At 62.5% G+C, this 13000-nt stretch carries 10 protein-coding genes; 6 read left to right on the top strand and 4 right to left on the bottom strand.

Annotated features, from left to right (window positions below):
* The first annotated feature begins 1 nt into the window (after position 1).
* Entirely contained in the window at positions 2 to 1765 is a 1764-nt protein-coding gene (locus EEB13_RS21215; RefSeq protein WP_033236729.1) for a DEAD/DEAH box helicase, read from the top strand.
* Between the two features lie 77 nt (positions 1766 to 1842).
* Here EEB13_RS21215 and EEB13_RS21210 read toward each other — a convergent pair whose 3' ends face one another.
* The 4 genes from EEB13_RS21210 to EEB13_RS21195 all read right to left on the bottom strand — a co-directional run bounded on the left by EEB13_RS21210 (position 1843) and on the right by EEB13_RS21195 (position 6460).
* On the bottom strand, positions 1843 to 3741 hold the full coding sequence (locus tag EEB13_RS21210) for an ABC transporter ATP-binding protein (protein ID WP_141486224.1): 1899 nt from the start codon (positions 3739 to 3741) through the stop codon (positions 1843 to 1845).
* Positions 3742 to 3830: 89 nt separating this feature from the next.
* Complete coding sequence (locus EEB13_RS21205; RefSeq protein ID WP_141486223.1) at positions 3831 to 4418, bottom strand: hypothetical protein; 588 nt, start codon at positions 4416 to 4418, stop codon at positions 3831 to 3833.
* Positions 4419 to 4473: 55 nt separating this feature from the next.
* Positions 4474 to 4875: a YchJ family protein gene (locus tag EEB13_RS21200; RefSeq protein ID WP_141486222.1), complete on the bottom strand. Its 402-nt coding sequence runs from the start codon at positions 4873 to 4875 to the stop codon at positions 4474 to 4476.
* A 22-nt stretch (positions 4876 to 4897) separates the two neighbouring features.
* Positions 4898 to 6460, bottom strand: a complete 1563-nt coding sequence (locus EEB13_RS21195) for a long-chain-fatty-acid--CoA ligase (RefSeq protein WP_116104568.1) — start codon at positions 6458 to 6460, stop codon at positions 4898 to 4900.
* A 257-nt stretch (positions 6461 to 6717) separates the two neighbouring features.
* Here EEB13_RS21195 and EEB13_RS21190 point away from each other — a divergent pair, with 257 nt between their 5' ends.
* From EEB13_RS21190 to EEB13_RS21170, 5 genes are all read left to right on the top strand, one after another.
* Positions 6718 to 7491 carry an ABC transporter ATP-binding protein gene (locus tag EEB13_RS21190; RefSeq protein WP_033236733.1) on the top strand — a complete coding sequence of 258 codons (774 nt, stop codon included), beginning with the start codon at positions 6718 to 6720 and terminating at the stop codon, positions 7489 to 7491.
* Between the two features lie 4 nt (positions 7492 to 7495).
* Positions 7496 to 10030 (top strand): ABC transporter permease, encoded by a 2535-nt coding sequence (locus EEB13_RS21185; RefSeq protein WP_033236734.1) that lies wholly within the window; start codon positions 7496 to 7498, stop codon positions 10028 to 10030.
* A 72-nt stretch (positions 10031 to 10102) separates the two neighbouring features.
* Positions 10103 to 10549, top strand: coding sequence for a hypothetical protein (locus tag EEB13_RS21180; protein WP_033236735.1), 447 nt, complete (start codon positions 10103 to 10105; stop codon positions 10547 to 10549).
* Between the two features lie 104 nt (positions 10550 to 10653).
* Positions 10654 to 11829 (top strand): acyl-CoA dehydrogenase family protein, encoded by a 1176-nt coding sequence (locus EEB13_RS21175; protein WP_033236736.1) that lies wholly within the window; start codon positions 10654 to 10656, stop codon positions 11827 to 11829.
* 8 nt (positions 11830 to 11837) lie between these two features.
* On the top strand, positions 11838 to 12968 hold the full coding sequence (locus EEB13_RS21170) for an acyl-CoA dehydrogenase family protein (protein WP_141486221.1): 1131 nt from the start codon (positions 11838 to 11840) through the stop codon (positions 12966 to 12968).
* Positions 12969 to 13000: the final 32 nt, after the last annotated feature.

Below are 13000 nucleotides of genomic sequence, written 5' to 3'. Positions count from 1 at the left end.
AATGAGTGATATTGAGCGTGACCCCGAACCCCCAACATTTGCCGACCTCGACATCGATGATCGGGTACTGAAGGCACTGTCTGACGTGGGCTACGAGTCGCCCTCGCCGATCCAGGCTGCCACCATTCCGCCGCTGCTCGAAGGCAAGGACGTCGTCGGACTTGCCCAGACCGGTACCGGTAAGACCGCGGCCTTCGCGGTTCCCGTCCTGTCGCGGATCGACACGTCGATCAAGCAGACGCAGGCACTGGTGCTGGCTCCGACACGTGAGCTCGCGTTGCAGGTTGCCGAGGCATTCGGCAAGTACTCCGCGCACATCCCCGGCCTCAACGTCCTGCCGATCTACGGCGGCCAGAGCTACGGTGTCCAGCTGTCCGGCCTGCGGCGCGGCGCGCACGTTGTGGTCGGTACGCCCGGTCGTGTCATCGACCACCTCGAAAAGGGCACTCTGGACCTGACCAACCTCAAGTACCTCGTTCTCGACGAGGCCGACGAGATGCTCAAGATGGGTTTCCAGGAGGACGTCGAGCGCATCCTCCGCGACACCCCCAGCGAGAAGCAGGTTGCCCTGTTCTCCGCGACGATGCCCGGTTCCATCCGCCGCATCTCGAAGCAGTACCTGAACAACCCGGTCGAGATCACGGTCAAGTCCAAGACCTCGACGGCGTCGAACATCACGCAGCGCTACATCCAGGTCGCGCACCAGCGCAAGCTCGACGCGTTGACCCGTGTCCTCGAGGTCGAGGCCTTCGAGGCGATGATCATCTTCGTCCGCACCAAGCAGGCCACCGAAGAGCTGGCAGAAAAGCTGCGCGCTCGCGGGCACTCCGCTGCCGCCATCAACGGTGACATCGTGCAGACGCAGCGTGAGCGGACCATCGGTCAGCTCAAGAACGGTGCACTCGACATCCTCGTGGCCACCGACGTCGCTGCGCGTGGTCTGGACGTCGACCGCATCTCGCATGTCGTGAACTACGACATCCCGCACGACACCGAGTCATACGTCCACCGCATCGGCCGTACGGGTCGCGCCGGACGCCAGGGTGACGCGCTGCTGTTCGTCGCTCCGCGTGAGCGTCATCTGCTCAAGTCCATCGAAAAGGCAACCCGCCAGCCGCTGGCCGAGATGCAGTTGCCCAGCGTCGACGACGTGAACGCGCAGCGTGTTTCCAAGTTCGGTGACTCCATCACCGAGAGCCTGGCATCCGAGAACCTGGCGCTGTTCCGCAAGATGATCGAGGACTACGACCAGGAACACGATGTTCCGCTCATCGACATCGCTGCCGCCTTGGCAGTGCAGTCGCGTGACGGCGACGCCTTCCTGCTCGCTCCCGAGCCGCCGGCACCGCCGCGTCGTGAACGTGAGCCGCGCGAACCGCGTCCGCCGCGCCGATTCGACGACGGTCCGGCTCCGCGTTCGCGTGGACCCGAGGGCCAGGAGTTGGCGGCGTACCGCATCGCGGTCGGTAAGCGTCATCGCGTAGTGCCGGGTGCCATCGTCGGTGCCATCGCCAACGAGGGCGGCTTGCGTCGCAGCGACTTCGGACACATCAGCATTCGTCCCGATCACTCCATCGTGGAGTTGCCGGCAGATCTGTCCAACGAGACCCTCGAGGCTCTGCGACGGACGCGTATCTCCGGCGTCCTGATCCAGTTGCAGCCTGACTTCGGCCCGCCGCAGGGACGCCCGAGCGGCCGCGGTGGTCGTGACGACCGTGGTGGACGCGACAGTCGTGGTGGCGGACGCGATCGCTACGACAGCTGATCTTCTTCTCGAAAACTAACAGGCGCTGCTTCCCGTTCAAGGGGAGCAGCGCCTGTTTTTTGTAGCCTGTTTCTGTATCAGAGGGTGCTGGGCTCGAGATCGTGGGAATCTTTACTGCCGGTGTTGAATTGGGTTCGGTACAGCTCGGCGTACCGACCGCTGTGAGCGAGCAGTTCGGTGTGCGTTCCGCGCTCGATGATGCGGCCCGCTTCGACGACCAGGATGAGATCGGCCGCGCGAATGGTGGACAGGCGGTGCGCGATCACGACTGCTGTCCGGCCGGCAAGAGCTTCACCGAGTGCTTCCTGAACCGCAGCTTCGGACGTCGAATCCAGATGGGCGGTGGCTTCGTCGAGGATGACAACACGAGGTTGGGCGAGCAACAACCGCGCAATGGTGAGGCGTTGACGCTCACCGCCTGATAGTCGATAGCCACGTTCGCCGACAACGGTGTCGAGTCCTTCCGGCAGTGACGCGACCAGAGCGGTGAGGCGAGCACGCTCGAGGACCTCGCGGAGTTCGGTCTCGGACGCACCCGGTCGTGCGAGTAGCAGATTGGACCGGAGACTCTCGTGGAACAGGTGCCCGTCCTGGGTGACCATACCGACGGTTTCGCGGATGGAGTCGGCGCTGAGGTCGCGGACGTCGACGCCGGCAAGTTCGACGGAACCCGAATCCGCGTCGTAGAGGCGCGGAATCATTTGGGCGATGGTGGATTTACCGGCGCCGGATGTTCCGACGAGCGCAACCATCTGGCCGGCTTCGGTGCGAAATGACAGGTCATGGAGCACGTTCTCGCCGCCGCGACTGTCGAGGATCGCCACTTCCTCGAGCGATGCGAGGGATACTTTGTCCGCCGACGGATACGCGAACTTCACGTTCTTGAACTCGACGGACACGGGCCCGTCCGGTACAGCGACGGCGTTGGGCTTCTCGGTGATCAACGGCGCGAGATCGAGTATTTCGAAGACTCGCTCGAAACTGACGAGGGCGCTCATGACGTCCATTCGGGCGCTCGCGAGAGCCGTCAGCGGGGAGTACAGCCGAGTCAGCAGCAACGCCATCGAGACAACGGCACCGGCGTCCAACTGCCCGCGCAAGGCGTAGTAGCCGCCGAGGCCGTAGACGAGGGCTAGAGCCAAGGCTGAGACGAGCGTCAGGGCCGTGACGAAAACGGACTGAAGCATGGCCGTCCGCACGCCGATGTTGCGCACGCGTCGGGCACGCACCGCGAACTCGACCGACTCTTGTGTCGGGCGTCCGAACAGTTTGACCAGCGTTGCGCCCGGCGCCGAGAAACGCTCGGTCATCTGGGTGCTCATCACCGAATTATGGTTGGCGGCTTCACGATTGAGAGCCGCCAGCCGGGCACCCATGCGCCTGGCCGGAATCACGAAGATCGGCAGGAGCAGTAGTGCGAGGACGGTGATCTGCCAGGAGATGCCGAGCATGACGATCAGCGTGATCACCAGCGTGACCAGATTGCTGACCACTCCGGACAGGGTGTCACTGAACGCGCGTTGGGCGCCGATGACGTCGTTGTTGAGGCGGCTGACCAAAGCTCCCGTGCGCGTGCGGGTGAAGAACGCGATAGGCATTTTCTGGACGTGGTCGAACACCGTGGTCCGCAGGAGCAAGATCAGGTCTTCGCCGATACTCGCGGAGAGCCAGCGCGTCAGCAGTCCGAGTGCGGCTTCGAGAATCGCCACAATCGCAATCAACACCGCCAGGATGACCACAACCTTGACGGCGTCGCCGCCGACTATCGCGTTGACCACCCGGCCTGCCAGGACCGGTGTTGCGACGGCGAGTGCCGCCGTCACCACGCTCAGAAGGAGGTACCAGCTGAGGTTGCGTTTCTGCGGAATCGCGAACGTCGCGATTCTTTTCAGCGTCGCCTTCGAAAAAGGCCGCTTGTCGTCTTGCGCGTGCATCGCGTTGTACATCGCGTTCCACGCGGTGACTTCCATACTCATGTGTCAGGCCCTTCGGTCGCCGGCCACGAAGATTACGCGGCCGGTACGACACGAAGGTAAAACCTCGAGTGTGCTTGAGGTCAAGCCCACTACTTGGCTACGTCTACCACCACACGCGTGGGGTTCGTCAGCAGCGTCACCGAGAATGGCTGATTTTCCGTTACGCCGATGAACGACTGTGTGACACCTTCGAAGACCGACGACCCGTTGACTTCGGTGACAACTCCACCAGCGATTCCGGGGACGGGGTTCGGGCCGGAGTACTGTTCCACGCCGCTGTCGAACGGGTAGGCGGAACCGTCGATCAGCACCTGGATTATTGCGCCGCCGGCAATCTCCATGGGCTTGCCGCTGCCTTCCTGAACAGCCGCGTCGACGTACTTGACGCGCCATCCGGGGGTTCCGGTTCCACCCATCTCGTACACGACGCGGTCGAAGTTCTCGTGCGAGCCGATCCGGACGTCGGTGACGGTCAGCTTCGATTCTGCGACGGCTGCGGCGGTTTTGTCCGAGCTGTCGGTTGGCGCGGGTTCTGCGGCTGCGGCGCTCGTGGTCGCGGAGACCGAGGTGGTGACGGCGGTCGGTGTGGTCTCTGCGGTCTGTGAGCACGCGGTCAGGCCGGCCCCCACGATGATGGCAGCGATGGCGGCAACTGATTTAGTCCGGTTCGTTGTCATGGTTCGATCGTAGGACTCTCGGTCAGTGGCTCTGCGACGGCGTGCGCGGAGTTACCTAACCGATATCGCCGTCGACGTAGAGCCAGCGGCCATCGATTCGAGCAAATCTGCTGCGCTCGTGGAGGTTTCCGCGTTCGGTCCCGTAGGAGTAGTGGGCGCGGAATTCGACTGTGCCGTCGGAATCGAACAGGCTTCCGCGCTCGGTGGAAAGAATCTCGAGCCCGGTCCAACGCTGGTGCGGGTCCAGATCCAATGTGGCGGGACGGTGATCGGGATGCCAGGTCAGTTTCAGATAGTCGGTGTCCATGAGGGCAAATGCCGTGTACCTCGAGCGCATGAGAGTTTCAGCGGTCGGTGCGGACGCACCACCCTCGAGATATTTGCCGCAGCAGTCGGCGACGGAATTGCCGGTGCCACACGGGCAGAGTTGGGCGGTAATGGGGCGGCGTGAGGTCACCACCCCATTACAGCACGCGAGCTCAGACCAGCTTGCTTTCGTGGTTGTCCCAGTACGGCTTACGAAGATCTCGTTTGAGGATCTTGCCCGTCGGATTCCTCGGGAGTATCTCGACAATATCGATACTGGTGGGGCACTTGAACTTTGCGAGACGCCCCTGGGTGTACGTGATCAGTTCGGCTTCGGCGATCTGGGTGTCGGCATGCAGGACGACCACGGCTTTGACGGTTTCGCCCCACCGGTTGTCCGGTACGCCGATTACGGCGACTTCGGCGACGGCGGGGTGCTCGACGAGGACTCGTTCGATTTCGGGTGAGTAGACGTTCTCTCCGCCGGTGATGATCATGTCTTTGAGGCGATCTTCGATGAAGACAAATCCCTCGGAATCGGCGCGGCCCATGTCGCCGCTGCGCAGCCAACCGTCCGTTGTGATTGTTTCGGCAGTGGCTTCGGGCTTGTTGAGATATCCCGGCGTGCATTGCTCCGATCGCCACCAGAGTTCTCCGACGGTTCCGGCGGGGGTGTCCTCGAGAGTGACGGGATCGACGATGCGCATCTCGACCCCCGGAATGGCAGTGCCCGCCGATGCCATGCGTTCGACTTGCGATTCGTCGCGGTGGACGTCAGGCATGAGAGCGGTGACAACACCGGCCATTTCGGTCATGCCGTAGACCTGGACGAACTCGGTGTCCGGCCAGGCCGCCAGCGCTCCTCGCAGCAAAGGCAGAGGCATAGGGGCTGCGCCGTAGGTGATGCGTTTGAAGGCGCGGAAGGCGGCGACGGCCTGATCGCCTGCTGCCAGGACACCGGCGATGACGGGTGGCACCAGGAATGCGATGTTTGCCCCTGCGGCGAGGCCGGCGAAGATCGACGGTCCGTCAGCTTCGCGGGTGAAATAACAGCGTCCGCCTGCGTGAATTGCCATGATGGCGTAGCAGGTTCCTCCGACGTGGAACATCGGCATGGCGACCAGGAATATGTCGTCATCGTGTTTCGGTAGGAGTTCGAGGACATTGTTGCTGTGCGCGAACAGGTTTCGGTGAGTGAGTTGAACTCCCTTGGGGCGTCCGGTCGTTCCGGAGCTGTAGAGGATCAGGGCTGTGCTGTCGGCGGTGACTACGGGACGAGCTGCCAACGGCGGGGCTTCGTCGAGCCACGGTTCGAATTCATCGTTCTCGCTACCGACGGCGATGATCAGTTCGACGGCGGTGAGGCGATCGCGCATGGCAACGACCTGAGGGAGGAGTTCGTTACCGACAAATAGGATGCGTGCCCCGCAGTCGCCAAGGATGTAGTCGAGTTCCTCGCCGGCGAGCCGCCAGTTCGGAATGGCATTTGCGGCCCCGAGTAGTGAAGCGGCATAAGTGATTTCGAGACAGGAGAGATGGTTCTTGTCCAGGAAGGCGACGGTGTCTCCCGGTCCGATCCCGGATTCGGCGAGTGCGCCCGCGATGCGCAGGATGCGACCGTGCCACTGGGCCCACGTATAGGTGGTTTCCTGGAACGTCACGGCCGGTTCTTCGGGTTTGACGCTCGCCCAGTGTTCGAGTTGATCGAAGATGATTGCAGTGGCGGCGTCGGACATCGGACCACCTTTCTCGAGTGATGTGTGTCACAAGGCTAGTGGGCGGTTGGCGTCCGCATGTGTGTTTTCCGTTGACAACTCAGGGGAGTCCCTGTGGAAATCAGGGTGGTCCCTGATAGCGGTGGCGCCGAGTAGACGACAGGATGGAGCAGTGCCAGTTGGCGCCCGCGTGCTGTGGGGTGCTCGATCCACCGAAGAAGTTCCATCGAAGAAGTTCCACCGACGAAGACCCACCGAAGTGAAGACGAAAGGCGATCATGAGTTCGCACGCCCAAGATGTCGCGGCCCGCGCTGTCGGCCTGTCCAAGACGTACGGCACCGGGGATACCCAGGTGCATGCACTCAGCGCTGTATCCGCCGATTTTGCTCGGGGTGAGTTCACGGCGATCATGGGCCCGTCGGGTTCGGGGAAGTCGACGCTGATGCATTGCCTGGCCGGTCTGGATTCGGCGAGTTCCGGTTCGGTGCTCATCGGTGACACCGAATTGACCGGACTGTCGGACAAACAGATGACGGCGCTACGACGCGACCGCATCGGATTCGTTTTTCAGGCGTTCAATCTGGTGCCGACGCTGACGGCACTCGAGAACATCACGTTGCCGCTCGATATCGCGGGGCGCAAGGCCGATCCGGCGTGGTTGGACAATGTACTGACGAAGCTCGGTTTGAAGGACCGCCTGGATCACCGGCCGGGTGAGTTGTCGGGTGGGCAGCAACAGCGTGTTGCGTGTGCGCGGGCTCTGGCCGGTCAGCCCGAGATCATTTTCGGTGATGAGCCAACGGGCAATCTCGATTCGCGTTCCTCCGGTGAGGTTCTGTCGATTCTGCGGTCCGCGGTGGACGAGTTCGGTCAGACCGTGGTGATCGTGACGCATGATCCGCGTGCTGCTGCGTATGCGGATCGCGTCGTATTTCTGGCGGACGGCAAGATCGTCGACGAACTGCGTGAGCCGACGGCCGATTCCGTTCTGGATCGGATGAAGCGTCTGGATGCTCCGCAGGTTCCGGTCAACGTAGAAGCCGGAGCTTGACGATATGGCTTCGATAACCAATTCGCCGATGCGCAAGGTGTCGTTGCGTAACCTGGCGGCGCACAAGGTGCGGTTGGCGCTCACCGTGTTGTCGGTGGTGCTTGGTACGGCGTTTGTCGCCGGGTCGTTTGTGTTCACGGATACGTTGCAGAAGACGTTCGACTCGATTTTCGAGAACACCGCTCAGGGCGTCGACGTCCGGGTGTCGATGCCGGATCGCAACACCAGTGGCGTTCCGATCGAGGATGTCGACAAGCTGGCAGCCATCGACGGAGTTCGTGCCGTGGCACCTGCCGTGAGTGGACAGATCGTTCTGATCAACGCAGACGGTGGTGCCGTGCAAACAGGTGGCGCTCCGAGTATCGGTACGTCGTACCTGCCGGCAGAGCGGGCGATCACACCGCCCGATCCGTACTCGGAAGGTGGCCCACCTGAGGCTGCCGGAGATATCGCATTGAATGCGAGTGCGATGGAGAAAGCGGGTTTGTCGGTCGGTGACCAGGCTCGGATACTGGTGCCGGCAAGAGGAATCGTCGATGTCACGGTGACAGGTATCTACGAGGGGTCCGGTAGTGACACCGGAGGTTTCATCGGAGCGTTGTTCACCGACGAGCAGGCACGCAGCCTGTTCACGGACGGTAAGCATGTCGACTACATCGACGTAGCCGGTACCGGTCTGTCGCAGACCGAGATGCAGCAACGGGTGGAGCAGGTCTTCCCGGACTTGCAGGTGCAGACCGGAGACGAGGTCCGTGAGGAGACCAAGGCCGAGGTCGATACCGCGCTCAGCTTCATCAACTACTTCCTGCTGGCGTTCGGCGCTATTGCTCTCTTGGTCGGCACGTTCATCATCTACAACACCTTCTCGATGATCGTGGCGCAGCGGCTGCGTGAATTGGCACTGTTGCGTGCCGTGGGTGCGAGCCGGGCTCAGGTCGGCCGATCCGTCGTCACCGAAGCGCTGATCGTCGGATTGATCGGCAGCGTCATCGGATTGCTGGCCGGTATCGGACTGGCCTACGGTTTGCGCGGGTTGCTCAATGCCTTCGACGTCGGATTGCCGGAGGGCTCGCTGCAGGTCAGCCCACGGACGGTTGTTGTCGCGTTGGTTGTCGGCGTTGTCGTGACGACGCTCAGTGCCTATGCGCCTGCGCGGCGGGCGTCCAAGGTTCCGCCGGTTGCCGCGATGCGCGAGGAGTTCGCTTCTACCGGTGACTCGCTCCGTGTCCGGACGCTGATCGGCGCAATTCTCGGTGTTCTCGGCGTCGTCCTGGTGGTTGTCGGTTCGAGGGGCACCGGTCAGGGTGCGGCGCTGACCGTCGGCGGCGGAGCCTTTGCGCTGATCATCGCAGTTCTGCTCGGTTCTCCTGCGCTGTCGCAGCCCATCGTGGGTGCGCTCGGTGTTGTCTTCGCGAAACCGTTCGGCTCGGTGGGCCGTCTGGCGCGTACCAATGCGGTCCGCAATCCTCGTCGTACCGCGGCCACGGCCTTTGCCCTGACCTTGGGCTTGATGCTGGTGACGGTCATCGGCGTGTTCGGTTCTTCGGCCAAGGCGAGTATCAATGCACTGATCGACGTTGGCGTGACCGCGGATTACATCCTGACGGGTCCCAACGCGGTGGGCGTGCCGCGAGGCGCAGCCGATGCAGTGCGCGCGCTCCCGGATGTGCAGAGTGCAACGTCGCTGCACGGGGTTCGGGCGACCGTGAACGGACAGGACGAGCAGGGCGCGTCGTTGGACGGTCCGATCGACGGGGTGCTCGACTACAACATCGTCGACGGAACTGCCGACCTGTCCGGAAACAACATGATGGTCTCGCAGACCACGTCGACCGACAACGGGTGGACAGTCGGATCGACGCAGACGTTGGTCGGCGCGGACGGGACCCAGTACCCGGTTGTTGTTGCGGGAGTGTTCGAGGACAACCAGCTGATCGGTTCGTGGATCGTCTCGGACGAGGCGTATCAGGCCTTGATGCCGGTAACCAGCCTGCCTGATTTTGCGGTTCTGGTGAAAGCGAAGCCGGGTGCCGATGTGACGGCCTTGCGCGGCGAACTCGAGCAGGCCACGGAAAAGTACGTGGTTGTCCAGGTTCAGGATCGTGAGGAGTTCAAGGGAACCCAAGGGCAGCAGATCAATACGTTGCTTGCGATTTTGTACGGACTCCTGGCGCTGGCGGTGGTGATCGCGATTCTGGGCATCATCAACACCTTGGCTCTTTCGGTTGTGGAACGCCGTCGAGAGATCGGCATGCTGCGGGCGGTCGGTATGCAGCGGGCTCAGATGCGGCGCACGATCTACCTCGAATCCGTTCTCATCGCGGTCTACGGTGCGGCCGTCGGTGTGGTGCTCGGCATCGGATTCGGTTGGGGATTCGTCAGCACGCTCCGGGACCAGGGCCTGGGCGAGATCACGATTCCGTGGGGTCAGGTTGCGTTGATGCTGGTCGGTTCCGGCATCGTCGGTGTGCTCGCGGCACTGTGGCCGGCCAATCGAGCGGCCAAGACGAAGCCGCTGGAGGCGATTGCGGACCTCTAGGCGGCGGAGCCGCACGTGCGCACTTTTGGCTGTTCACGCTGCCAAAAGTGCGCACGGGTAGCGTTGCTACCCATGATTACTCTTCAAGAAGTCGGCGATCGTGAATCCTGGCGCTGCTGGCTGTGTGACGAGCCCGTCGACCCCGATATGTCGGTGAACGATCCGCGTGGCCCGAGTGTCGACAGCATCAACACCGCCAAGAAGGGCGGCAAGTCCAAGGGCGGTATGGAGCGACTCGCACACCGCGCGTGCAACACCAAGAAGGGTGCTGTCAAACCTGTTGTGGCGTGGCCGGATCGGTTGTTCGTGGTTGATCCCGCGCCGATCATCGGTGTTGTGGAGCAACTCGAACGTAAAGGTGGCCGGGTCGCGGTTGCACGTTGCCCCGGCAAGGACGACGCCCAGGACGCGTCGGAGTGGTTGCTCGATCGGCTCTCGCGATTGGCCCCGGATCTGAACGTCGAAACGAGCATCGACCCAGCTGGTGGTGGGTTCCTTTTGGTTTTGAAAACCGTGTAGTCGGATTCGGTCCGCCTTTTCTCCGGGTGTCCTAGCCTTGTCGTGAGCGATCGGGGTACGGTCGAGTCGAACATGAATCCGGTTTCGAGTGCGAAGGAATCACGATGAATCTGGCGTTGACCGACGAGGAACTGGCGTTCCGGGACGAAATGCGGACTTTCTTCCGCACACAGATTCCTGAATCGACCAGGAACGCGTACGCACACGGGGAAGAGCTGGGGCGCGACCGGATGGTCGAGTCGCAGCAAATCCTCAACGCCCACGGCCTGGCCGTGCCGCACTGGCCGGTCGAGTGGGGCGGAAAGGATTGGACTCCGGTTCAGCACAACATCTGGCTCGACGAGCTGCAGTTGGCGTCTGTTCCGGAGCCACTTGCGTTCAACGCGAACATGGTCGGACCGGTCATCGCGGCTTTCGGTTCGCAGGAACAGAAAGAGAAGTTCCTCCCCGCGACGGCCAACCTCGATATCTGGTGGTGCCAAGGATTTTCGGAGCCAGAGGCAGGTTCCGATCTCGCGTCGCTCAAGACTCGCGCTGTCCGTGACGGTAACGACTGGGTGATCAACGGCCAGAAAACCTGGACCACGCTCGGTCAGCACGCAGACTGGATCTTCTGCCTCGTTCGCACCAATCCCGATGCGCCCAAGCGGCAAGCGGGAATCTCGTTCATCCTGGTCGATCTGAAGACGCCGGGTGTGACGGTCCGTCCGATCAAACTGATCGACGGTGGCTACGAGGTCAACGAGGTCTTTTTCGAGGACGTCCGCGTTCCGGGCGAGAATCTGGTCGGCGAGGAGAATCAGGGCTGGGGCTACGCCAAGTTCCTGCTCGGCAACGAGCGCACCGGCGTCACCCGCGTCGGTTTCTCCAAAGTTCGTGTGGCTCAGGCAAAAGCGCGTGCAGCCGAAGTCAAGGTCGGGAACGGGACGCTTCTCGAAGACCCATTGTTCGCCGCGCGCCTGGCCGAGCTCGAAAACGAGTTGCTTGCGCTGGAGCTCACCCAACTGCGTGTTGTCGCAGGGTCCGCGGACGGTAAGCCGAACCCGGCTTCCTCCTTGCTGAAGTTGCGTGGCTCCGAATTGCAGCAGGCCAGCACCGAGTTGCTGATGGACGTTGCCGGCCCCGATTCGCTGCCGTTCGACGCTGGCACCGACATCGCGTCGGCGGGCTGGGCACAGCACTCGGCCCCGGCTTACCTGAACTACCGCAAGGTATCCATCTACAGCGGATCGAGCGAAGTGCAGCGCAGCATCATCGCCTCCTCGATCCTCGGATTGTGAGGCGTGGCATGGACTTCGAACTCAATGACGAACAGAAGCTTCTTCGTGACACCACCAAGGATCTTCTCGCACGTAGCTACGACGCGGAAAAACGAAATGCCACTACCGACGCAGAGCCTGGGTGGAGTCCGCAGGTGTGGAAGCAGTTGGCGGAGGTCGGACTACTTGGTCTGACGTTCTCGGAGGGCGACGGCGGAATGGACGCGGGTCCCGTCGAGATCGGTGCCGTCATGACCGAGATCGGTCGCAGACTTGCGCCCGAGCCGGTTCTGGACGCAGTCGTGACGCCGGGTGGACTGATCTCCGAAGGCGGCAGCGCCGAGCAGCGATCGTCCATCCTTCCTGGAGTCGCCGAAGGTGTCACGTTCCTGGCGTTTGCCGATCAGGAACCTGGAATTCGTTGGCCTGCAACGCAGCGCGCGACGACGGCAACGCCGGCAGGTGACGGCTGGAGCATCACCGGCATCAAGAATCCGGTCGGCCACGGTGGGACTGCGGACATCCTGGTTGTGAGCGCGAGCTTGCCGAGCGGCGGAGTGGGCCTGTTCCTGGTCAAGAGTGACGCATCGGGTCTGGTGCGCAAGTCGTACGCAACTCACGACGGTTTGCGTGGTGCGCAGGTCGAGTTCACCGATACTCCCGCCGAGGCGCTCGGTGAGGGCGGCGACGCTTCGGCTCTGATCCAGGCCGCTCAGATCCGTGAGCAGGCCGCCTTGTGTGCCGAGGCTGTCGGGGCGATGGAAGAGGCACTGCGCCTGACCACCGAATACCTCAAGACCCGCAAGCAGTTCGGGGTTCCGCTGGCCAAGTTCCAGACGCTGACGCATCGCGCAGCAGACCTGTACGTGTCACTCGAGTTGGCGCGCAGCATGAGTTTGTACGCGACTATGTCGCTGGCCGACGGTGTGGTCGATCCGGTCATCGCGTCTCGGGTCAAGTTGCAGATCGGGCGATCGGCGCGGCTGATCGGTCAGGAAGCAATTCAGATGCACGGCGGCATCGGTATGACGGCGGAGTATCCGGTGGGTCATTACGTGAGCAGGCTTGTTGCCATCGAGCACACGCTCGGCAGCACCGAGGATCATTTGCGTGTGTTGGCCGCGGGCGTTGCCGACCATGAAATGGTCAGTGCAGTCTGATCTTTCACGAGAGCTGATCGGGGTCGCATTCC

Origin of the sequence: Rhodococcus sp. WS3 (assembly GCF_003797085.1) — a bacterium.
Taxonomy (GTDB): domain Bacteria; phylum Actinomycetota; class Actinomycetes; order Mycobacteriales; family Mycobacteriaceae; genus Rhodococcus_F; species Rhodococcus_F globerula.
This window is presented reverse-complemented; position numbering and strand designations above follow the sequence as displayed.